Consider the following 22,242-nt stretch of genomic DNA (forward strand, 5'->3'; position numbering starts at 1 on the left):
TGGCCGAAATCTGACATCGCTTCCCTCGGTCGGTGGTGTTCCGGATCGCGACGACCGGCAGTCGTGATGCCTGCAGGTCATCGCCCGCCCAGGTGACTGTAGGGTGCTTGACCGTACGCGTATAGTTTTATGGCAGAGGCTGTCACGGACGTCACAGACACCTGGGCTGTCCGGGCTTCTCGATGCGGCGGCGGAGCCCTCGAGGCCTGAGTCGTGCGTAGACCGAGAGCCTCCGTGCCTTCGTCGGCGCCCCGGCAACCGCCTCCCGACCCCGCGGGAAGCGGCTGTGGTGAGGGCGGCGCGGGGCTGAGGTTCGTTCGCTCGATCATCTGTCATCTTCCCGTCGATGAGGGGAAGTTGTTCCGGATGTGAATGGCGCCTGAGTGGGTGGCTGTCGGTAGTCTTGGGCGGCTTGATGTAGGACTCACGGGGTTGAACGAGGGGCGGGGACGGACGTGGTGGGGTTACCTACGGCTGCTGAGCTGAAGGTGGAGCTGGACACGCTCAAGACCTTCAAAGGCCGTGTCGACGAAGCACTGATCAAGCTGGGCGATTCGGAGGCCGCTCCGACGCGCATGGCCTCAACGAAACTGGACCGGACCCACCTGGGGCGCGACTTCGAGGCGGTCGACGCGCTGTACGGCGCCTATTACGACGTGCACGAGGACCTGACCACGCTGTCGAAGCTGCTGGCCGACCAGATCGAGGCGCTGAGCGTGGCGGTGGGGGGAATGCACAACGCTTACCTGGAGACGGACGAACACCACCGTGCCCGCATGTGGGCCATCCAGCAGGAAATCATGAAGCATTACGACCCCGAGCGGGATCCGCACGCACCGGGGACCGGCCGGAACGCGCCGGCCGGCGGCGGGGCCGATGGCGAAGGCGGTATGTGACATGACCGGTCAGGGCCGGGGCAAGGACCCCCGCAGGCCGTTCGAGCGTGCACCGGTGCCGGACTTCATCCACGTCTCCCACGAACAGTTATGGGCGATGATCGAGCACGCCGACGCCGGCAAGATCGATCAGGTCGCCAAAAAACTGCACGAGGCCGCCAACACGATCAGAGAGATCGGCACGGACCTCAAGGAGCACGCGGGCAAGGTCGACATACGGAGCGAGGGCGGCACCGCTTTCCACACCTGGGGCGCCGACATGGGCAACGCGACGGTCCGGCTGGCCGACTACAGCGAGAAGGCGGGCGACTGGCTGGCGCACGCCGCCAACACACTCAGGGCTGTGAAGACCGAGATGCCGCCGGTGCCGACGGCGGCGAAGGCGACCCTGGAGCAGTTCGACAAGCTGTACCCGGGATTTCGCGACAACCCTCTGCTGTTCAACAACGAAGCCGTCTCGAAGCTCAACCGTGGTGGCCCGAGCACGTTCCAGGTGGCTGCCGCGGCGAAGGAGATCGCCGAGGGGCACAAGGAAGCGGCCGGCGCGATGCGGAAGCTGGCCAATCAGTACAACGACTCGGGGGAGGAGATTTCGGGGGCCACGCGGCCGAACTTCCCGCCGATGCCGGGGGTGATGATGCCGGAGGCGCCGGAGATCTCGCCCGAGCACATCACTCTTGACAGGGCGGGTGGGGGCGTCGGCGGTGGCTCCTCGGCCGCCTTCGGAGCAGTGTCTCCGGGAGCGGACGCAGGCGGTTCGTCCTCCGTTCCGAGTCCGTCCGCTGCCGGAGGCGGAGGAGCGAGCAGTGGCTCGCCCGGTGGTGCTGCCTCTGTGCCGCACGTCGACAGGCCCGACTCCTCGACGAGAGTGGACGGCGGAGTGACCTACCCGCAGCCGCCGTCGGCCCCTACGGTCCCTGACGGAGGGCCCACTCCGACTTCGCCGGGTGGTGGTCCATCAGTGCCGCCTACCGGGCCCCTGGCTCCGCCGCACCTCCCATCGGGGCCCGTGCCCGGCCGCCCGCCGGCCTTTCCGTCTCGGCCGGGCCGAGTGCCGCCGTCACCGGAGCAGGGGGGCGGCCCGGCGACCAGAGGCTCTCGCCAGGGGCCGGTACTGCCGTCACCCGGTGGCGGCCCGGGCACCGGACGCATAGGTGCGCCTGCCCCTGGAACGCCCGGAGTGCCGCGCTCTCCTGGGACCGCCGACATGCCACCCGTGGCCATGGGAGGTCCCGCCGACGGGGTGGTGGGGGGTCGGCCGACGCCCAGGGCTCCGGGGCAGACGCTGCCCGGGATGCCTCGGGGCACCGTCATCGGAGCCGAGCCCGGAGCCACCGGAGCGGCCGGACAAGGGCACCCCGGCATGGGGTACGGTCCCGGCTTCGGCGGTATGCCGGGCGGCCCGATGGGCGGTGGAGGTACCGGGCGAGCAGGCGGCCGTCGTCTGGTGTCCGAAGCCGGTGGGGTGGTGGGCAGCCGTGCGTCGCAGGGTGCCGTTGCCGACGGCAGCCCCTTCACGCAAGGAGGCACAGGGCTGTTGCGCAACTCCGGGGAGCAGGAACGTGGTCGTGGAACCGCCGAGGGCCGTCGCCCCGATCACCTGGTCGAGGAAAGGGAGTCATGGACGCAAGGGGAACAGGGAACCGTACCGCCCTTGGTCGAGTGAGTGCCTGACGGCATGAGGGCACGTACGGGAGTGGGTGAAGGCGGGCGCCGAAGCCGTTGGGCCGGTGCTCTGAGTGGCGTTGCGCTGCCCTGCCTCCTGATGATCGGCGCAGCACCGGCGCACGCGGACACCATCCGTGATCGGCAGTGGTACCTGGACGGCATGCATGCCGAGGAGATGTGGAAGGCCAGTACGGGGACCGGTGTGACGGTGGCCGTCGTCGACACCGGTGTCGACGACGGGCTGCCGGACCTTCGCGGACAGGTCCTTCCGGGCAAGGACTTCCTCGGCTCGAAGAGGGACGGCCGGACGGATACCCAGGGGCACGGCACTCTCATTTCGGTACTCATCGCCGGAACCGGTAAGGGTTTCGGCGGCACCGGGGCCATGGGCCTCGCCCCCGGCACCAAGATCCTGCCCCTGCGTGTCATGAGCAATGAGGGCGAGTGGGCGGCTGAGAAGCCGGCCATGGTGGAGGCCATCCGTTATGCGGCGAACTCTGAAGCAAAGATCATTAATATCTCGATCGGAGCCTTGGGAACAAGCCCGGAACTGGACAGGGCGGTCCAGTACGCGGTGTCCAAGGGCAAGTTGATTTTTGCTTCGTCCGGCAACGAGGGCCAGAAAGGCAATCCGACCCTCTATCCGGCTGCCATTCCCGGTGTGGTGGCAGTGAGTGCCATCGACAAGGAAGCCAGAGTGACGGCCGAATCTTCGCGCGGCAGGCATGTGTCCTTGGCTGCCCCCGGTGACGACCTGGTCACCAGTTGCCTGGGGGGAACGGGAATCTGTCGGAGCCATGGCACCAGCGGTGCCAGCGCCCTCGCCTCCGCCTCCGCCGCCCTCCTCTGGTCCGCCCACCCCGGCTGGACGGCCAACCAGGTCCTTCGCGTCCTCATCAACACGGCGGGCGGCCCGAAGAGCGGCGCCAAGCGCACCGATCTCATCGGGTACGGCGTGGTCCGGCCGCGGATCGCTCTCAAGGACCCGGGCGACCCCGGGCCCGCCGACACCAACCCGTTGACCGGGGCGCCGAGTTCCGGGTCAGCCGCCAGACCGGTACCGCGACGACCGGACACCAAGCCCGGCAGCGGTTCCTCGGCGGAGCCCGCTGGGGAGCGGGCCGCCCAGCGGGATGACGGCGGCGGAACCGACACCGCGGCCTGGGTCCTGCTGGGAGCGGGCGGCGTGCTGGTCGCCGGAGGAGCGGTGGCCGTTCCGGTGGCGATGGCCCGTCGGCGGCGGAAAACTGCGGCGGGAGCCACACCCCCGGGATTTGGATGAGGGCATTCGACGACACGGTCTGCGTTCCGGCGTTGCTCTCGTCAGGCGCCGGGACGGCCTGACCCCGATGTCGATCTGACTCCCCGGTATGAATCCGAATTCTGGTCGTCGAGCGCTCCGTTGAGTTAAGAGGCAAGGTGCGCCCGGCCGCACTCACACCACCGGCATGGCTCTCAGGGTTCCGCTGCCCGAGAGGAACATCCGGTTGCCCGAGCCCACGAGCCAGGGGGTGACGGGGTTGCGCCAGGCGTAGGGCCAGAGGGGCTTCTTGGTTTCCTTGTCGAGGGTGAGGACGCCGGGGGTGGAGCCGCCGGTGAGGATCCAGAGGGTTCGGCCCTGGAGGGCGGGTGGGGAGAGCGGGGGGTGGGACCTGTCGTCGAGGGTGTAGGTCCAGTCGACGGTTCCCTTACGGCGGCTGACGCGGACGAGGCGGGAGCCGTCCGTGGCGTAGAGGTAGGGGCCGTCGACGGCGGGGGCGGACCAGCCGCCGAAGGCGGCTTGGCTGGTGATGGTGGGGCTGACGCGGAAGGAGTCCGAGGGGAGGGACCAGAGCTTCTTGCCGTCGCTCAGGCGGTGGGCGGCCAGGGTCTTGCCTCCGGCGTAGACCGTGTCGTCGCGGACGGCGGGGAGGAGGGCGTCCAAGCCTTGCGGCCGCTGGGCCACCTTCCAGGCCTCGTGGCCCGTGCGGGTGTCCAGGGCGAGAAGGGTGCCGTTCTTGGCGTAGACGACGAGGCGGTCCTTGGCCGCGACGGCCAGGGCGCCCTCGGAGCCGGACGGTCCCTTGTCGGGGTGCGGGTGGGTCCAACGGACCTTGCGGGTGCGGAGGTCGAAGGCGCAGACGCTGGTCACGTGGAGGTCCGAGGCGCCGTTCGCGTAGTACACCGCGTCGTTGTCCATCGCGAGGACGTACTTCGCGTCCGCGGGTTCGGACCACTGTGCGATGCCTGTGGCGGGGTCCAGGCCGACGAGCCGGCCGTCCTTGTCGGCGGTCACCACGAGGCCGGGGCGGCCCGCGAAGCGGCCCATGGGGTCGGCCTTGAACTGCCACTCCTGGCTCCCGTCCTGCACCTTGTAGGCGGCGATGCCGTCCATGGTCATGGCGACGAGGAGGTCGCGCTGGGGGAGGGGGGCGGGAGCGAAGGAGATCGTGTTGACGGGGCCCCAGAGTTCCGCCGGGGCGCGGCCCTCCTCGTACTGGCCGGGGGCGAGCGGCTTCGCGTCCCAGGGCTGCGGCGGGGGAGCGGGGTCGCCCTTCGCGTCCGCCTTCGCCGCCGCCTTCGCCGAGCCGCCCCCGTCGCGGAGGTACCACCACGCCCCCGCACTGCCCGCGGCGGCCACGGTGACGCCGCCGGCCGCGAGGGCGGTGACGAAGCGGCGGCGGGAGGGGCCGGGGGAGTCCTGAACGGCCGTCGTGGTGAGGGTGGCGAGCTTCTTGGCGTCGGATTCGCGTCGGGTGACGTCGGCGGCGAGGGGGCCGCGGCGCCAGACGCGGTCGGCGCCCCTGGGGGGTGCCATCGCGGTGGTGATCAGGGCGGGCTGCGGGCGGTGCTCGGGCTCCCGGGCCAGGCAGGGCGCGATCAGGGCGTGCAGCGGCTCGGACAGCCCTCGGAGGTCGGGCTCGCCGTGGACGACCTGGTACTGCACCGCCGCCACGTCCGTGCCGTCGTAGGCCCGGCGGCCGGTGGCCGCGAAGGCGAGGACGGCGCCGAGCGAGAACACGTCGCCGGGCGGGCCGACGCGCCGGCCGAGCACCTGCTCGGGAGCGCCGTAACCGGGGGTGACGGGGTTGGTGCCGGTCGTGGTGAGGGTGAGGCCGTGTTCGGGGCGGGCGATGCCGAAGTCGATGACGCGGGGGCCCGCGGAGGTCAGGACGATGTTGGACGGCTTGATGTCGCGGTGGACCAGGCCGGCGGCGTGGATGTCCTGGAGCGTGCGGGCCAGCGCGGCACCGAGGGCCCGTACGCCCGACTCGTCGAACGGCCCGTGCAGCTCGACGGCTTCGGTCAGCGTGGGCCCGGCCAGGAACTCGGTCGCGATCCACGGCCGCCCGCCCTCCGTCAGGGCCCCGAGCACCCGCGCGACGCCGGGGCTCGTCACCGCCTGGGCCGCCTGCGCCTCGCGGACGAAGCGCTGCGCCAGGTGCGGGTCGTGCGCCATCTCCGGGTGCAGGACCTTGACGGCGGCCGTGCTCCCGTCGGCGTCCCGGCCGAGGTAGACCTTGCCCATGCCGCCCGCGCCGAGCACGCCGACGAGACGGTAGGGACCGAGGCGGAGGGGGTCACCGGTGGTGAGGGGATCCATGGAGTGCCGGGCCTGTTCGAGCGGGGAGGCGCCCGGGGAGGCGCCACTTGACCGGCTGATTCTCCCGTTGCCCTGCCGGGCGGTGACAGGCGGGGCCCTTTTCGGCCACACGGGCGGGAGTTGAAGATCATCTTCCGGTGGGCGTGCCGGGTGTTCTGCGCCTGTCGGCCTCGTTTCTCATTCCTCGGAATGCGATCTGCCTCCCGCTCGCCCGCGATGCGTCCATTGCCGCCCAAGTGCCCTGCCGGAACGAGCAGTCGGCGTCCAGCTCGCGTACAGCACCGGAATTCGCGAACGCGTTCGCCGAGTTGACGCGCCGAGCGCCTGCTCGGCAGGCCGGACGAGGCGGGGCCGCTCAGCCCGCGATCGACAGGACGACCATCCACGTCGCCATCAGCATCATGATCGCGAGCATCCAGGCGGCCGGGGCCAGTTCGCGCCGGGAGGCCAGGCCCCAGGTGCCGAGGGCGCCGGCCGTCGGGGCGGCGATGATCGGGGTCCACGCCACGGCGTTCTGGCCCGCGACGGTGCAGATCATCCTCGTGTCGCCGGTGTCGCAGCCGTCGCTCGCCATCACGCCGAGGGGCAGGAATATGAAGGTGGCCCCGGCGAAGATCCACAGGGCCGCGCCGCCGAGGACCTTCAGGAAGACCGTGCCGGCGGAGGACGCCCTGGTCGGCTGCTGCTGGAGGTTGGCTGGTGTCATGGCCGTCACGCTATGACCGGGGGTCGCGCACGGACATCCGTACGACCGCTCGATGGCGGGAGCGGGTGTCTGAGTACGGGTACTCAGGCGGAGAAGAGGCCGTGGCGGGAATCGAACCCGCGTAACTCGCTTTGCAGGCGAGTCCCTGAACCACTCGGGCACACGGCCGTGTCGTGCTGTCCCTCACGACCGTAGAAGGCCAAGGGGTGTTGGATCAACGGTTGGCGCGGTGGTGCCACAGGACGGACATACGCCGTTCACGAGGGGGCGTCACGCCGGCCGGTGGCGAGGAAGTCCTCGACGAGGGGGCGGAACATCTCCGGTTCGTCGACCCAGGGGTAGTGCCCGACCCCGTAGAGCGTCCGCACCTGGGGGTGGGAGGCGGCGGGGAAGGAGGCGGCGACCACTTCGCCGGCGCGGACGCCGGTGACGGCGTCGCGGTCGCCGGTGATGACGAGGAGCGGGAAGGTGGCGGCGCGGAGGTGCTCAAGGAGGGCGCGGCGGGCGGGTTCGTCCACGCCCTGCCAGAAGGCGATGCGGGGGACGGGGTGGAGCTGGCCGTCCTCGGTGGCGGCGTGCTCCTGCTGGGGGGCGTCCCAGCGGCCGTACGCCATGGGGGCGGCGCGCCGGAGGAGGGAGCGGGCCTCGGTGAAGTCGTGGGTGTCCGCGAGGGAGTGGACGGCGACGTAGGCGTCCACCCACCAGTCCTCCGTGGCGCGCGACTCGAAGATCTCCTCGGCGTCGGTGGGCAGTTTGCCCTGGAGGCGGGAGCCCGGGGCGACGAGGACGAGGTGGCTGACGCGGTGCGGGTAGAGGGCGGCGTAGGCCTGGGCGGTGGCACAGCCCGCGTCGTGGGCCAGGAGGGCGAAGCGGTCGAGCCCGAGGTGGCCGCGGAGGGCCTCGACGTCCTCGGCGAGGGCCGGGAAGGCGTAGCCGCGGGGGTCGTCCGCGGCGGGGGAGTCGCCGGTGCCGCGGCTGTCGGGGACGACGAGGGTGTGCCGCGCGTCCAGGCCGCCGAGGTCGCCGAGGTAGGCCGCGTCGCGTCCGGGCCCGCCGGCGAGGCAGACGACCGGTGGGCCCGGGGCGTCGGTCTCGCGCGCCTCCAGCACCCGGTAGGTCAGTTCCGCCGCGTCGTACGAGACGTAGCGCGATGTGCGTGCTGCGTGAGGCGCCATATGTCCACCATGCCCTAAATATTCGTTGATCCAGAGCTGATCCAGAACCGATCCGGAACCGATCCGGAACGGATCCGGACCTGATCCAGAAGCCGTCTGCGCCGGATATGCCTGCTGCCCCAAATTCCGCTTATGATTCCGGCGTGTTCGACTCGCGGCACATCAAGACGTTCCACGCGGTGGTCAAGGCCGGTTCGTACTCGGCGGCCGCGCGGGCGCTCGGCTACACCCAGCCCGCGATCACCCAGCAGATGAAGGCCCTGGAGCGGTCGGTCGGCACCCCGCTGTTCACCCGGATCGGGCGCGGAATGCGGCTGACCGAGGCGGGCGAGGCGCTGGCGCGGCACGCCGAGAGCATCCTGGACACGCTCACCGTGGCCCAGCAGCAGATGAGTTCGCTGACCCGGCTGCGGGCCGGACGGGTACGGGTCTGCGCCTTCCCCAGCGCGGGCGCCACCCTCGTCCCCGAGGCGCTGGCCCGGCTCGCGGCCGACCACCCCGGGGTACGGGTCGAGCTGCTGGAGGGCGAGCCGCCGGACTCGCTGCGGCGGCTGGTCCGCGGGGAGTGCGACATCACCCTCGCCTTCACCTACCCCGGCCTGCACGACGAGGTGCCGGACGAGCTGGCGGAGATCCCGCTGCTGGAGGACCAGCTGACCGTGCTGCTGCCCGCCGGGCACCCGCTGGCCCGCCGCCGGGCCGTGGGTCTCGCGGACCTCGCCGACGAGCGGTGGATCGCCGGCTGCCTGCGCTGCCGCACCAACTTCCTGCACGAGTGCGCCGAGGTCGGCTTCGCGCCCGACATCGCCTTCACCACCGACGACAACCTGGTCGTGCAGTCGCTCGTCGCCGAGGGGCTGGGGGTGGCGATGATGCCGGGGCTCGTGCTGTCGTTCCTGCGTCACGACCGGATCACCGGGCGGGCGCTCGACCCCGCGTCGCGCCGCCGCGTCTCGGCGTACGTCCTCCGCGACCACCTCCGCGTCCCGGCCACGGCACTGGTCGTCGACGAGCTGAAGGCGGCGGCCGCGCGGCGCGTGGGGTGCTGAGGGCGGCCATCGCCCTGTCCCTCCTCCCGGTGTCCCGCGCGGCGCGTGGGAGCGATCCATAAGCGCAGCTTGGGACCCGGTCAACAAACTGTCGTTGGACGTGATGGATCACGGCCCCGACGCTGCCCGTATGACCACTCCTACCGCGCTTCCGACGACCGCCCGGCTCGGCCGGCTCATCGACGACGTCCGGGAGGCAGTGGGCCGCGGCCTGCCGCCCGACACGACGGCCTATCTCGTCGGCGAACGGCTCGCCGGCCACCTCGGCGCCGCCGACCTGCTCACCCCCGAGCAGTGCGAGGGCGACCCCGAGCGCTACCGCCAGCACGTCCTGCACGCCGAGCCGGACGGCAGTTTCTCCCTCGTGGCCCTGGTCTGGCTGCCGGGCCAGCAGACCTCCATCCACGACCACGTCTCCTGGTGCGTGACCGGGGTCCACCGGGGCACCGAGAGCGAACGCCGGTACCGGCTCGTCCCCGACGGCACGAGCTGCCGGCTGGTCGCCACCGAGGACGTGGTCAACGCGCAGGGCGACGTCTGCGGGTTCGCGCCCCCCGGGGACATTCACCGGGTGCGGAACGCCTGTTCGTCCACCGCGATCTCGATTCACGTCTACGGCGCGGACATCGCGCGGCTGGGCTCCAGCGTGCGGCGCGTCTACCACCTGCCGGCCGACGAGCTGTGACCGCCCGAGCGGGAGCGGGAGCAGGGGCGGGGGCGGGATCCGGAGCGGGAGCGGGACAGCAGGGCGACTGGGGCAACCAGGGCAACCAGGGCGACCAGGGCGACCAGGGCGACCAGAGGTACGAGGGAGAGCAGCCGTCATGGCGGTGATCAGCGCACGGGCGGCCGGTTCGGCCACGTCGGCCGGGGCGGCCGCCGCGCCCCCCGGCAAACTGCCCGGGCTCGTCATGGCGGCCGGCGGAGTGGCCCTGGCCTGGGCGGTGCACCGGCTCGTCCCCGCCGTGCCCATGCTCACCGCGGCCGTGGTGCTGGGCATCGCCGCCGCCCACCTGCCGGGCGTCAAGGCCCGGGTGCGGGGCGTCGGACGGCCGGGGCTGACGCTCGCCGGGAAGCGGCTGATGCGGATCGGCGTGGTGCTCCTGGGGCTGAAGCTGAGCCTGGGCGACGTGCTGGGGATCGGCTGGGCCACGGTGGCGATGGTGCTCGTGGTCGTCGTGGCCACCTTCTTCGGGACGCTCTGGCTCGGCCGCCGGCTCGGGCTGCGCGGCGACCAGCCCCTGCTGATCGCGACCGGCTACTCGATCTGCGGGGCCTCCGCGATCGGCGCGGTCAGCGAGGTCTCCGGCAGCGACGAGGAGGACGTCGCCACGTCCGTCGCCCTGGTCACGCTGTGCGGCACGCTCGCCATAGCCGTCCTGCCGCTGCTGCACCACCCGCTGGGGCTCGACGACGCGCAGTTCGGCCGCTGGGTGGGGGCGGGCGTGCACGACGTCGGGCAGGTCGTGGCGACCGCGCAGACGGCCGGGCCGTCGGCGCTCGGCGAGGCGGTCCTGGTGAAGCTGATGCGCGTGGCGCTGCTGGCGCCGCTGGTGGCGGCCGTCGCCGTCTCCGCGCGCCGCCGGCGTGCCCATGCCCATGGCCGGGCACCCTCCGGGAAGCGGCCCCCGCTCGTCCCGCTCTTCGTCGTCGGCTTCCTCGCCATGGTGGCCGTGCGCAGCACGGGCGCCGTCCCCGGCGCCGTGCTCGACGGCGCGCAGCACGCCCAGGAACTGCTCCTCGCCGCCGCCCTGTTCGGGCTGGGCAGCGCGGTCCACCTGCCCTCGCTGGTACGGACCGGGGGGCGGGTCGCGGCGCTGGGGCTGTGCTCGTGGGTGGTGATCGCGGGGGTGTCGTACGCGGGTGTCATGCTGACGGCGTGACGGCGTGACGGCGTGACGGCGTGACGGCGTGACGGCATGACGGCATGACGGCGGTGGTGCGACGGTGTGTGGCGTGACGGTGTGTGGCGCGATGACGGTGGCGTGACCACCTGACCGCGTCCGCCGCCGCACCCGCCGCACCCGCGACACCCGCCGCGCCCGCGAGCAGCCGGGCGGCCCGGGCGGCCCGGTCGGGGCGTCCGGCGGCGAGGGCGCGGCCGTGTGACTCCCGGGGTAGGGCGAAGGGATGAGGACCATCAGTTCCCAGGCCAGAGGCGTTCGGACCCTCGCGTCCCTAGGCTGCGTCGCATGAGCACAGCCGACTCCATACCCCCGTCGCCCACCGCCCCACCGGAACCCTCTCTCCCCGCGCCCCCGCCGGCCGACGGGGGTGGCGTGCTCGGCCGCCGGTTCCGGGGGCTCACCTTCGGCATCATCTCCGTCGTGTCACTGATCGCCTTCGAGGCGAGCGCGGTCAGCACGGCCATGCCCATCGCCGCCCGCGCGCTCGACGGCATCGGCCTGTACGCGTTCGCGTTCTCCGCCTACTTCACGGCGAGCCTGTTCTCCATGGCGCTCTCGGGGGAGTGGAGCGACCGGTCCGGCCCGCTCGGGCCCCTGTTCACCGGTATCGCCACCTTCGGCGCCGGCCTGGTCCTCGCGGGCTGCTCGCAGGACATGTGGATGTTCGTGGGCTCCCGCTTCGTGCAGGGGCTGGGCGGCGGCCTGGTGCTCGTCTCGCTGTACGTGGTCGTGGGCCGGGCCTACCCCGAGCGGCTGCGGGCGAAGATCCTCGCCGCGTTCTCGGCGGCCTGGGTGGTCCCGGTGCTGGTCGGCCCGGTGGTCGCGGGGTCGGTCGCCGAGCAGCTGAGCTGGCGCTGGGTCTTCCTGGCGATCCCGGTGCTGATACTCCTGCCGCTGATGATCATGCTGCCGGCCCTGCGGAAGCTGCCGCGGACCGACCGGGGCGGTTCCGTGGACCGGCGGCGGATCCTGCTCGCGCTGGCCGTCGCCGGCGGCGCCGGGCTGCTCCAGTACGCCGGACAGGACCGCAGCTGGCTCGCCCTCGTCCCCGCCGTCGCCGGGCTCGCGCTGCTCGCGCCGTCGATCGTCCGGCTGGTGCCCAGGGGCACGTTCCGGGCGGCCCGCGGGCTGCCCTCCGTGGTGCTGCTGCGCGGCGTCGCGGCCGGCGCGTTCCTCGGCGCGGAGAGCTTCATCCCGCTGATGCTGGTGAGCGAGCGCGGTCTGTCCGCCACGGCCGCCGGGCTCTCCCTGACCGGCGGCGGACTCGCCTGGGCCCTCGGCTCGTTCACCCAGAGCCGCTCCGGTCTGGAGCGGCACCGGCAGCGGCTGATGTGCCTGGGCATGGTGCTCGTCGCGGCGGCCGTGGCCGTGGTGCCGCTGGTGCTGGCCGACGGCGTTCCCGTCTGGCTGGTGGCCGTCGCGTGGATCGTCGGCGGTTACGGCATGGGGCTGACGATCTCCAGCAGCGGCATCCTCGTGCTGTCCCTGTCCCGGCCGGGCGAGGAGGGCGTCAACTCGGCGGCCCTCCAGCTCTCCGACGCCCTCGGCAACATCGTCCTCGTCGGGGCGGGCGGCGTCCTCTTCGGCGCCTTCGGCGGCGGGAACGTGGCCGGTGAGGGTCACACGGCCGACGCGGCGGCCCCGTCGGGCGCCTTCGTCTCCGTCTACGTGGCGCTGGCGGCGGCGGCCCTCGTCGGCGCCTGGATCGCCACCCGTGTGCGCCCGCCCGCGGACGCGGGGGACCCCGCGGGACGGGACGCCGCCACCGCCCGCGAGGGCGCCGGCGGCCGGAAAACCAGTACCGCCCAGGCCGGCTGATCCCTACGGTCCGGTCATGTCCATGCACCTTCGCCTCGACGACGACCGGACCGCGGCGCTGCGCGAGCGCGCACGCCAGGAGGGCATCAGCCTGCAGGCGGCCGCCCTCCGGGCCGTGGACGAGTACCTGGCCGCGACCGACCGCCGGGCGCGCGTCCGCCGGACCGCCCGGGAACAGGCGGACATCTGGCGCGACCTCATGGACCGGCTCAAGTAAGGGATGGAGTTTCAAGTGAGGGGTGGAGTGAGGGACGGAATGACCGACTACCTGACCTCCGAGGAGGCCCTGATCGTCGCCGGCTGCGCCTGCGCCGACGACACCCCCGTCGTCCTCCGCGACGCCGGACAGCTGGAGTCGGCCCTCCACCGGCCGGCGGCCGAGATGTTCGGGGAGCCGGCGCACCCGGAGCTGATGGACAAGGCCGCGTCACTGCTTCAGGGGCTGGCGATCAACCACCCGCTGTTCGACGGCAACAAGCGGACGGCGTGGCTGGCGTGCGTCACGTTCCTTGCGCTGCACGGGGTGGAGCTGCGGCCGGACATCGACGCCGCCGAGCGGCTCGTCCTCGACGTCACGACCGGCCGGGAGCGGGAAGTGGCGGAGATCTCACGACGGCTGCGGCTGCTGGCCGCCTGAGCCAGGGCCCGCAGGAGCCCCCGCCCCCGCCGTCCCCCGCCCCCGCCGTCCCCTGCCCTCGCTGTCCCCTGCCCCCGCCGTCCCCCGCACCGCCCCGGACACCCCCCGGGGCGGTGCGGGGGACCGGGGCGTCCCGNCCGCACCGCCCCGGACACCCCCCGGGGCGGTGCGGGGGACCGGGGCGTCCCGTCCCGCACCCCCGGTAGGCTGACGCGGTTGTCGTTTTCTCAAGGCCCCGATCCAGCCGACGGAGACCGTGACTACCACCACAGCCAATCACCACCTTTCGCCCGCCTTCCCCGGCCGGGCCCCCTGGGGTACCGCGAACAAGCTGCGCGCCTGGCAGGAGGGCGCGATGGGGAAGTACATCCAGGAGCAGCCGCGCGACTTCCTCGCCGTCGCCACCCCCGGCGCCGGCAAGACCACCTTCGCGCTCACCCTCGCGTCCTGGCTGCTGCACCACCACGTCGTCCAGCAGGTGACGGTCGTCGCGCCGACCGAGCACCTGAAGAAGCAGTGGGCGGAGGCCGCCGCCCGCATAGGCATCAAGCTCGACCCGGAGTACAGCGCGGGCCCGCTGGGCCGCGAGTACCACGGGGTCGCCGTCACCTACGCCGGTGTCGGCGTACGCCCGATGCTGCACCGCAACCGCTGCGAACAGCGCAAGACGCTCGTCATCCTCGACGAGATCCACCACGCCGGTGACTCCAAGTCCTGGGGCGAGGCGTGCCTGGAGGCGTTCGAGCCGGCCACCCGGCGGCTCGCCCTCACCGGTACGCCGTTCCGCTCCGACACCAACCCGATCCCGTTCGTCACCTACGAGGAGGGCAACGACGGAATCCGGCGGTCCGCCGCCGACTACACCTACGGCTACGGCAACGCCCTCGGCGACGGTGTCGTCCGCCCGGTCATCTTCCTCTCCTACAGCGGCAATATGCGCTGGCGCACCAAGGCCGGCGACGAGCTGGAGGCCCGGCTCGGCGAGCCGATGACCAAGGACGCCATCAGCCAGGCGTGGCGCACCGCGCTCGACCCGCGCGGCGACTGGATGCCCAATGTGCTGCGCGCGGCCGACCAGCGGCTGAGCGAGGTGCGCAAGAGCATCCCGGACGCCGGCGCCCTGGTCATCGCCTCCGACCAGGACTCCGCCCGCGCCTACGCCAAGCTGCTCCGCGAGATCACTGGCGAGGGCCCGACGGTCGTCCTCTCCGACGACTCCGGCGCCTCGCAGCGCATCGACGACTTCTCGGCGGGCGACGCCCGCTGGATGGTCGCCGTCCGCATGGTGTCCGAGGGCGTGGACGTCCCCCGGCTCGCGGTCGGCGTCTACGCGACGACGATCTCGACGCCGCTGTTCTTCGCGCAGGCGGTCGGCCGCTTCGTGCGGTCGCGGCGGCGCGGCGAGACGGCGTCGGTGTTCGTGCCGACCATCCCGACGCTGCTGACCTTCGCCAACGAGATGGAGGTGGAGCGGGACCACGTCCTCGACAAGCCCAAGAAGGAGGGCGAGGAGGACCCGTACGCCGAGTCCGAGAAGGAACTCGCCGAAGCGGAGAAGCAGCAGGACGAGAACACCGGCGAGCAGGACATGCTGCCGTTCGAGGCCCTGGAGTCCGACGCGGTCTTCGACCGGGTGCTGTACGACGGTGCCGAGTTCGGTATGCAGGCGCACCCGGGCAGCGAGGAGGAGCAGGACTACCTCGGCATCCCCGGGCTGCTGGAGCCCGAGCAGGTGCAGATGCTGCTCCAGAAGCGGCAGGCCCGGCAGATCGCCCACAGCCGGCGGAAGCCGGACGACCAGGCCGACCTGCTGGAGATCCCGGCGGAACGGCGTCCCGTGGTCACCCACAAGGAACTGCTGGAGCTCCGCAAGCAGCTGAACTCCCTGGTCGGGGCCTACGCGCACCAGAGCGGCAAGCCCCACGGCGTGATCCACACCGAGCTGCGCCGCACCTGCGGCGGGCCGCCGAGCGCGGAGGCCACGGCCGGTCAGCTGAGCGAGCGCATCAAGAAGGTGCGGGAGTGGGCGACCCGCATGAAGTGACGTCCGGGGTCACGGGCCGCGCGAGGACGGGCGGAGGGCTGATCGTCACTTGCTCAAATACCCTGCGCGGTGCCCGGATTGTGGGCAGACTCTTCCGGTGAGCGGACCGGCTCGCTACCGTGCCGGTCACGCACACGCCCCGTGGCAGCGCCGCCGCGGAGCGCGGCCGGTGGTATGCGTCAAGGAACGTATGCGTCAAGCGACCCGGCGGCCTCTCCTCGCGCGCTGCCGGACGGGACCGGTGGCGCACCCCACCGCGACGGGAGCCCGCCTTTCATCGGAGAGGGGGCGTCGTGACCGCGGAGACTTCGCAGACGCTCGACAGAGGACTGCGTGTCCTGAAACTGCTCGCCGAGACCGACCACGGGCTGACCGTCACCGAGCTGGCCGCCCGGCTCGGCGTCAACCGCACGGTCGTCTACCGGCTGCTCGCCACGCTGGAGCAGCACGAACTCGTCCGACGGGACATCGGCGGCCGGGCCCGGGTGGGCCTCGGCGTCCTACGGCTCGGACGACAGGTGCACCCGCTCGTCCGGGAGGCCGCGCTGCCCGCCCTGCGGGCGCTCGCCGAGGACCTGGGGGCCACCGCCCACCTCACGCTCGTCGACGGGGCGGAGGCGCTCGCCGTCGCCGTCGTCGAGCCGACCTGGACCGACTACCACGTCGCCTACCGCGCCGGGTTCCGGCACCCCTTGGACCGCGGCGCGGCCGGCCGGGCGATACTCGCCGCCCGCGCGGGCGAGGTCGACAACCCCGGGTACGCCCTCACCCACGGGGAACTGGAGGCGGGGGCCAGCGGCGCGGCCGCCCCGCTGCTCGGCGTGAGCGGGATCGAGGGCAGCGTCGGGGTGGTCATGCTCACCGACGCCGTCCCGCACCGGGTCGGGCCCCGGGTGATGGAGGCCGCGAAGGAGGTGGCCGACGCGCTGCGGTGACCGCCGCGCTCCTGTGACCGCGGTGCTCGGGTGAGCGCCGCCGGGCAGGGGACGTGGGCCCCGTGGGCGGGGCGCGCCGTCATGGCTGCGGCGGCCGTGAACTAGATTCGCAGCATGCCCGTTGCGTCTCCGTCCACGTGGTCCCGCCGTGCCCGGACCCTCGCCGTCTGCGCCGTGCCCGTCCTGGCGCTGCTCGCGACCGCCGTGTTCGCGCCCCTGCCGTTCACCGTCGCCAGGCCCGGGTGGACGGTGAACGTGCTGGGCGACCACCAGGGCAAGCCGGTGATCACGGTCTCCGGCGCCGAGGCCCGCCCGACCAGCGGGCAGCTCCGCATGGTCTCCATCATCGCCACCGGTCCCGAGGCCGACGTCACCCTCGCCGACGTGGCCTCCGACTGGTTCCGCACCGACCGCGTCGTCATGCCCCACGACTCCGTCTTCCCGCCCGGGAAGACCGACCGGGAGACCGAGGAGCACAACGTCGAGGAGATGAAGAAGTCCCAGGACTCCGCCGTCCGCGCCGCCCTGCGTTATCTGCACCGCTCGCCCTCCGATGTGAAGGTCTCCCTCAGCCTCGGGGACATCGGTGGGCCCAGTGCGGGGCTGATGTTCACGCTCGGCATCGTCGACAAGCTCGATGGGGACGGGCGTGGGGGGGACCTGACCGGGGGGCGGAAGATTGCCGGGACCGGGACGATCGATCCTGATGGGGCGGTGGGGGCTGTGGGTGGGGTCGGTCTCAAGGTGCAGGCTGCGGGGCGGGATGGGGCGGGGGTTTTCCTTGTGCCGAAGGGGCAGTGTTCTGAGGCGTCTGCGGGGGCGCCTTCTGGCTTGCGCCTGGTGCCGGTGACTGACTTGAAGGGTGCGGTGGAGGCTCTGCGGGCGTTGGCGTCCGGGGGGCGGGTGCCGAGTTGCTGACGCGGTGGGGGTGCCCCGGCCCCGCCCTTTCACCGTTTCCCGGGGCTCTGCCCCGAACCCCCTGAAAGCGGCTTCGCCGCTTGTCCTCAAACGCCGGACGGGCCGAAGTGCGCGCCCGGGCGCGAGATCCAGCCCGTCCGGCGTTTGGGGGCCGGCCTCAACCCTCACCCCCCAGCAGCCTGCTGCACCAGCGGAATGATCCGCAACGGCACCGCATTCTCCATCACGATCGCCGTCGAGGCCCGCACGATCCCCTCGATCCCCACCACCTTGTCGATCACCCGCTGCAAATCCGCGTTCGACCGCGCGACGAGCCGGCACAGCATGTCCCCGTGCCCGGTGATCGTGTGCAGCTCCAGCACCTCGGGCACGGACGCGAGATGCGTCCGCACATCGGCGCCCTCGCCCTGCTTGATCTCCAGGGTGGCGAAGGCGGTGACGGGATAGCCGAGGGCGGCGGGGTCGACGTCGGGGCCGAAGCCGCGGATGACGCCGTGGGAGAGGAGGCGATCGAGGCGGGCCTGGGCGGTGCCGCGGGCGACGCCGAGGCGGCGGGAGGCCTCCAGGACGCCGATGCGGGGCTCGCGTGCGAGCAGTTCGATCAGCCTGCCGTCCAAACGATCGATCGCCATGACCGGCTCCTTGGTGGTCAGCATGTACAGAACGTCCGGCCCACCCGGACTCTCACTGGGCAGGTTGCCCAGTGGAAGCACAAACTATTGCGCACCTTGTGGATCGGCGAGACGCTGCGCGCATGACGCAGACCACAGATCACACCTTTGACACCGCTCGGCAGGCCGACCCCTTCCCGGTCAAGGGGATGGACGCGGTGGTCTTCGCCGTCGGCAATGCCAAGCAGGCAGCGCACTACTACTCGTCCGCCTTCGGCATGCAACTGGTGGCCTACTCCGGACCGGAGAACGGCAGCCGGGAGACGGCGAGTTACGTCCTGGAGTCGGGCGGCGCCCGGTTCGTGTTCACCACCGTCATCAAGGCCACCACCGACCGCGGCCGCTTCCTCGCGGAGCATGTGGCCGAGCACGGCGACGGCGCCGTGGACCTGGCGATCGAGGTGCCGGACGCGCGGGCCGCGTACGCCTACGCCCTGGAGCACGGCGCGCAGGGCCTGGAGGAGCCGTACGAGCTGAAGGACGAGCACGGGACCGTGGTCCTGGCCGCCATCGCCACATACGGGAAGACCCGCCACACCCTGGTGGAACGTTCCGGCTACAGCGGCCCGTACCTGCCGGGCTTCGTCGCGGCCGAGCCGGTCGTGGCGCCGCCCGCCAAGCGCAACTTCCAGGCCATCGACCACTGCGTCGGCAACGTCGAACTGGGCCGGATGGACGAGTGGGTGGAGTTCTACCACCGGGTCATGGGCTTCACGAACATGAAGGAGTTCGTCGGCGACGACATCGCCACCGAGTACTCCGCGCTGATGTCCAAGGTGGTCGCGGACGGCACCCGCAAGGTGAAGTTCCCCCTCAACGAGCCCGCGATCGCCAAGAAGAAGTCGCAGATCGACGAGTACCTGGAGTTCTACGGCGGCCCGGGCCTCCAGCACATCGCCCTCGCCACCAACGACATCGTCACCACCGTGCGGCAGATGAAGGCGGCCGGCGTCCAGTTCCTGGACACCCCGGACAGCTACTACGACACCCTCGGCGAGTGGGCCGGCGAGACCCGGGTGCCCGTGGAGACGCTGCGCGAGCTGAAGATCCTGGTGGACCGGGACGAGGACGGCTACCTGCTGCAGATCTTCACCAAGCCGGTCCAGGACCGGCCGACCGTCTTCTTCGAGATGATCGAGCGCCATGGCTCCATGGGCTTCGGCAAGGGCAACTTCAAGGCCCTGTTCGAGGCCATCGAGCGCGAGCAGGAGAAGCGCGGCAACCTCTGAGCCCACCCCCCACCCGGCGCGGTCCCGCCTTCCCGGCGGGGCCGCGCCGTGCACGGCGATCTACCCCGGCCCGCCCGCGGGTGGGAAGGTGAACGCATGGGCGATCTGATCAGTCTCCTGAGCGAAGGACTCCCCGAGGGCGCGGTCCTCACCGACCCCGACGTCACCGCCTCCTACGCCAACGACATGGCGAGCTTCTGCCCGGCCGGCGCCCCCGCCGTCGTCGTCCTGCCCCGCACGGCGGAGCAGGTCCAGCACGTCATGCGGACCGCGACCGCGCTCCGCGTCCCCGTGGTGCCGCAGGGCGCCCGCACCGGTCTGTCGGGCGCGGCGAACGCCACCGACGGCTGCATCGTGCTCTCCCTCGTCAAGATGGACCGGATCCTGGAGATCGACCCGGTCGAGCGCATCGCGGTCGTCGAACCGGGCGTCGTCAACGCCGTGCTCTCCCGCGCCGTCGCCGAGCAGGGGCTGTACTACCCGCCGGACCCGTCCAGCTGGGAACAGTGCACGATCGGCGGCAACATCGGCACCGCGTCCGGCGGCCTGTGCTGCGTCAAGTACGGCGTCACCGCGGAGTACGTGCTCGGCCTGGACGTCGTCCTCGCCGACGGGCGGCTGCTGACCACCGGGCGGCGCACCGCCAAGGGCGTCGCCGGCTACGACCTGACCCGGCTGTTCGTCGGCTCCGAGGGCAGCCTCGGCGTGGTCGTCCGCGCCGTCCTCGCCCTCCGGCCCGCGCCGCCCCGGCAGCTCGCGCTGGCCGCCGAGTTCCCGTCCACCGCCGCGGCCTGCGAGGCCGTCCGCCGGATCATGGCGCGCGGGCACGCGCCGTCCCTGCTGGAGCTGATGGACCGCACCACGGTCCACGCGGTCAACGCCCTGGCCGGCATGGGCCTCCCGGAGTCCACCGAGGCGCTGCTCCTCGCCGCCTTCGACACCCCCGACCCCGGCCCCGACCTCGCGGCCGTCGCCGAGCTGTGCACCGAAGCGGGCGCCACCGAGGTCGTCCCCGCCGACGACCCCGCCGAGTCCGAACTCCTGCTGCACGCCCGGCGCATCGCGCTGCCCGCCCTGGAGACGCTGCGTCCCGCCACGATGGTCGACGACGTGTGCGTGCCGCGCGGCCGCCTCGCCGTGTTCCTCGACGGCACCGCCGCCATCGCCGGGCGCCACGGCCTCACCATCGGCGTCTGCGCCCACGCGGGCGACGGCAACACCCACCCCGTCGTCTGCTTCGACCCCGCCGACGAGGACGAGACGCGCCGCGCCCGGGAGTCGTTCGACGAGATCATGGCGCTGGGCCTGGAACTGGGCGGCACGATCACGGGGGAGCACGGCGTGGGACTGCTGAAGAAGGAGTGGCTGGCGCGGGAGGCCGGGCCGGTGGCGATGGAGATGCAGCGGGGGATCAAGGCGGTGTTCGACCCGCTGGGGCTGCTCAATCCGGGCAAGGTCCTCTGAGCCGTCTTTCCTGCGCCCGGGCCGCCGCCGCCCCGAGGGGGCGTACCGGCGGCCCGTCCGGCGGGCCCGCCCGTTACGCGCCGTGCGTCAGCAGGTAGCGCAACCCCTCGTCCAGCCGTAGGCGTTCCCCCTCCGTCCCCAGCGGCACCAGTCGCATCGTGCTCCTCAGCCATGCCGTCACCACCCGCACCGGCGCCTGGAGCAGCGCCTCCCCGTCCGGGGACGTCAGCGCCACGCACACCACCGCCCGCCCCCCGGACCACGCGGGCCACACGCGTACATCGCCCGTCCCGCACGCCCGGCGCAGCCCCTCCGTCAACAGCTCGCGCCCGAACGTCCAGTTGACCGGTTCCTCCGACGTCACATGGAAGGAGATCCGCACCGCGTACGGATCCTCCGCCCGGTAGTGCAGCCGGGCCGGCACCGGAACGCTGTGCCCCGGCGACAGCACCAGATCGATCTCCAGGTCTCGCTCCACCACGGAATACATGAAGTGCGCCCTCTCGCTCCGTTCCACTGCCCGGTGCGCGGCCTCTCGCGAACCGGGTCCGCACAGGACAGAGCAGACCGGCCCCGGGTCATGACGCGACTTCGCACCGCCTCCTCGCCTGCTCCCGCGTCCCGCCCTCCACACCACCGTCGTGCGGCACCGTGCGACCCTCCCGGTCGCACGTGTGAGTGGTTCCGTCGGCATCGCATTCCGTCCACGGACGTATGCCGTCTGGTAGACCGGCCGGCCGCGCCCCGGGTTGTCTTTTGCTCATAGATGTCACATGAAACGGTGGCCGCCGCCGATGCTCGTACGGTTTTGCGAATTTCCCCGGCCGGTCGCCTTCCTTCCGGTTCCGAGTTCCTCGCGCTGACGCTCGAATGGCGCTCTTCCGGTTGGTCTCCTTCTTCCTCGCCCTCCGCTCTTCGCTAATGTCGCTCAAGGGCAAGCGCGGGTGGCCTCCCGGTCGTTGTGGTACGCAGGACGACGCAGGGCGCGTACCCGGTGCTCAGGCCGGGGACCGTGGTCCGTCCCAGCCTGCGCGGCCTCGCGGTCAGGGGTTGTCGATGCCGGACACGGCGGACAGGTCAAGTGTGTTGGTCATGATCGGAGTTGGGGTCATCAGTGAGCACTCCTAGCGACCGCAACGGGGATGTGCCCGGGCACGGGTACTACCCCGACCCGTCCATCCCCGGGTACATCCGCTACTGGAGCGGCACCGCCTGGGTCCCCGGGACGAGCCGGCCCGCCCCCGCCGAGGGGGAGCCCCTGCCGGCGCCGCCGCCCGGTCCGGCCGTCGCGCCGCCGCCCGCCGTCGTCCCGCCCGTCGCGCCGACCCCGCGTCCGGCCGGGCCCCGCCGGGCGACCGGTCCGTCGGCGGAGGAGACGGGGCCGGTGTTCCTGGACGAGGAGCCGCCCGCGCGCGACACCTGGGCCCCGGGGAACGGCCGCGCGGACGTCTACGGCGGCGACCGCGCCGTCCCGCACGCCCGCGACCCGCGGCTGCCCGACCCCGCCGTCCAGGGCGGCGGCCGCGAGGGCACCATGGACCT

At 72.3% G+C, this 22,242-nt stretch carries 20 protein-coding genes and 1 tRNA gene; 15 read left to right on the forward strand and 6 right to left on the reverse strand.

All coding sequences use genetic code 11. The features are described from left to right. Positions 1 to 488 precede the first annotated feature (488 nt). The 3 genes from HN013_RS27880 to mycP are packed head-to-tail and all read left to right on the forward strand — an operon-like array spanning position 489 to position 3,846. Complete coding sequence (locus HN013_RS27880) at positions 489 to 896, forward strand: hypothetical protein (protein ID WP_171171050.1); 408 nt, start codon at positions 489 to 491, stop codon at positions 894 to 896. A 1-nt stretch (position 897) separates the two neighbouring features. Continuing rightward, positions 898 to 2,562: a WXG100 family type VII secretion target gene (locus tag HN013_RS27885; protein WP_171171052.1), complete on the forward strand. Its 1,665-nt coding sequence runs from the start codon at positions 898 to 900 to the stop codon at positions 2,560 to 2,562. A gap of 30 nt (positions 2,563 to 2,592) precedes the next feature. Continuing rightward, entirely contained in the window at positions 2,593 to 3,846 is a 1,254-nt protein-coding gene (gene mycP / locus HN013_RS27890; protein WP_312018732.1) for a type VII secretion-associated serine protease mycosin, read from the forward strand. 153 nt (positions 3,847 to 3,999) lie between these two features. Here the strand turns inward: mycP and HN013_RS27895 are convergent, their stop codons facing one another. The 4 genes from HN013_RS27895 to HN013_RS27910 form a co-directional block, all read right to left on the reverse strand. Beyond that, a complete protein-coding gene (locus tag HN013_RS27895; RefSeq protein WP_171171057.1) occupies positions 4,000 to 6,147 on the reverse strand; it encodes a serine/threonine-protein kinase in 2,148 nt (715 codons plus the stop codon). A 355-nt stretch (positions 6,148 to 6,502) separates the two neighbouring features. Then, complete coding sequence (locus tag HN013_RS27900; protein ID WP_171171058.1) at positions 6,503 to 6,853, reverse strand: hypothetical protein; 351 nt, start codon at positions 6,851 to 6,853, stop codon at positions 6,503 to 6,505. Positions 6,854 to 6,949: 96 nt separating this feature from the next. After that, a tRNA-Cys gene (locus tag HN013_RS27905) sits at positions 6,950 to 7,021 on the reverse strand. 89 nt (positions 7,022 to 7,110) lie between these two features. Further along, positions 7,111 to 8,028, reverse strand: a complete 918-nt coding sequence (locus tag HN013_RS27910; protein ID WP_171171060.1) for an alpha/beta fold hydrolase — start codon at positions 8,026 to 8,028, stop codon at positions 7,111 to 7,113. 143 nt (positions 8,029 to 8,171) lie between these two features. On the opposite strand from HN013_RS27910, the gene HN013_RS27915 reads away from it, so the two are divergent. The 9 genes from HN013_RS27915 to HN013_RS27955 all read left to right on the forward strand — a co-directional run bounded on the left by HN013_RS27915 (position 8,172) and on the right by HN013_RS27955 (position 17,336). Next, positions 8,172 to 9,077, forward strand: a complete 906-nt coding sequence (locus HN013_RS27915; RefSeq protein ID WP_171171062.1) for a LysR family transcriptional regulator — start codon at positions 8,172 to 8,174, stop codon at positions 9,075 to 9,077. 130 nt (positions 9,078 to 9,207) lie between these two features. Then, on the forward strand, positions 9,208 to 9,762 hold the full coding sequence (locus HN013_RS27920) for a cysteine dioxygenase family protein (RefSeq protein WP_171171064.1): 555 nt from the start codon (positions 9,208 to 9,210) through the stop codon (positions 9,760 to 9,762). Positions 9,763 to 9,901: 139 nt separating this feature from the next. Then, complete coding sequence (locus tag HN013_RS27925) at positions 9,902 to 10,960, forward strand: YeiH family protein (protein WP_171171065.1); 1,059 nt, start codon at positions 9,902 to 9,904, stop codon at positions 10,958 to 10,960. 309 nt (positions 10,961 to 11,269) lie between these two features. Further along, positions 11,270 to 12,802, forward strand: coding sequence for an MFS transporter (locus HN013_RS27930; protein WP_171171067.1), 1,533 nt, complete (start codon positions 11,270 to 11,272; stop codon positions 12,800 to 12,802). Between the two features lie 16 nt (positions 12,803 to 12,818). After that, on the forward strand, positions 12,819 to 13,019 hold the full coding sequence (locus tag HN013_RS27935) for a CopG family transcriptional regulator (RefSeq protein WP_171171069.1): 201 nt from the start codon (positions 12,819 to 12,821) through the stop codon (positions 13,017 to 13,019). 39 nt (positions 13,020 to 13,058) lie between these two features. After that, complete coding sequence (locus tag HN013_RS27940) at positions 13,059 to 13,439, forward strand: type II toxin-antitoxin system death-on-curing family toxin (RefSeq protein WP_171171071.1); 381 nt, start codon at positions 13,059 to 13,061, stop codon at positions 13,437 to 13,439. Positions 13,440 to 13,695: 256 nt separating this feature from the next. Continuing rightward, positions 13,696 to 15,483 (forward strand): DEAD/DEAH box helicase, encoded by a 1,788-nt coding sequence (locus HN013_RS27945; RefSeq protein WP_171171073.1) that lies wholly within the window; start codon positions 13,696 to 13,698, stop codon positions 15,481 to 15,483. A 293-nt stretch (positions 15,484 to 15,776) separates the two neighbouring features. After that, a complete protein-coding gene (locus HN013_RS27950; RefSeq protein ID WP_171171075.1) occupies positions 15,777 to 16,418 on the forward strand; it encodes an IclR family transcriptional regulator in 642 nt (213 codons plus the stop codon). 114 nt (positions 16,419 to 16,532) lie between these two features. Next, entirely contained in the window at positions 16,533 to 17,336 is an 804-nt protein-coding gene (locus HN013_RS27955) for a hypothetical protein (protein ID WP_171171077.1), read from the forward strand. A 164-nt stretch (positions 17,337 to 17,500) separates the two neighbouring features. On the opposite strand, the gene HN013_RS27960 is transcribed toward HN013_RS27955, so the two are convergent. Beyond that, positions 17,501 to 17,968 (reverse strand): Lrp/AsnC family transcriptional regulator, encoded by a 468-nt coding sequence (locus tag HN013_RS27960; RefSeq protein WP_171171079.1) that lies wholly within the window; start codon positions 17,966 to 17,968, stop codon positions 17,501 to 17,503. Between the two features lie 122 nt (positions 17,969 to 18,090). On the opposite strand from HN013_RS27960, the gene hppD reads away from it, so the two are divergent. After that, positions 18,091 to 19,236, forward strand: coding sequence for a 4-hydroxyphenylpyruvate dioxygenase (gene hppD, locus HN013_RS27965; RefSeq protein ID WP_171171081.1), 1,146 nt, complete (start codon positions 18,091 to 18,093; stop codon positions 19,234 to 19,236). A 96-nt stretch (positions 19,237 to 19,332) separates the two neighbouring features. Then, positions 19,333 to 20,700: an FAD-binding oxidoreductase gene (locus HN013_RS27970; protein WP_171171083.1), complete on the forward strand. Its 1,368-nt coding sequence runs from the start codon at positions 19,333 to 19,335 to the stop codon at positions 20,698 to 20,700. 73 nt (positions 20,701 to 20,773) lie between these two features. Here HN013_RS27970 and HN013_RS27975 read toward each other — a convergent pair whose 3' ends face one another. Beyond that, entirely contained in the window at positions 20,774 to 21,190 is a 417-nt protein-coding gene (locus tag HN013_RS27975; protein WP_171171085.1) for an SsgA family sporulation/cell division regulator, read from the reverse strand. Positions 21,191 to 21,814: 624 nt separating this feature from the next. On the opposite strand from HN013_RS27975, the gene HN013_RS33355 reads away from it, so the two are divergent. Then, positions 21,815 to 22,242 (forward strand): DUF2510 domain-containing protein (locus tag HN013_RS33355; protein ID WP_312018733.1); only part of this gene is annotated, 428 nt, incomplete at its 3' end.

It is taken from the genome of Streptomyces sp. I05A-00742, from assembly GCF_013055795.1.
Classification (GTDB): domain Bacteria; phylum Actinomycetota; class Actinomycetes; order Streptomycetales; family Streptomycetaceae; genus Streptomyces.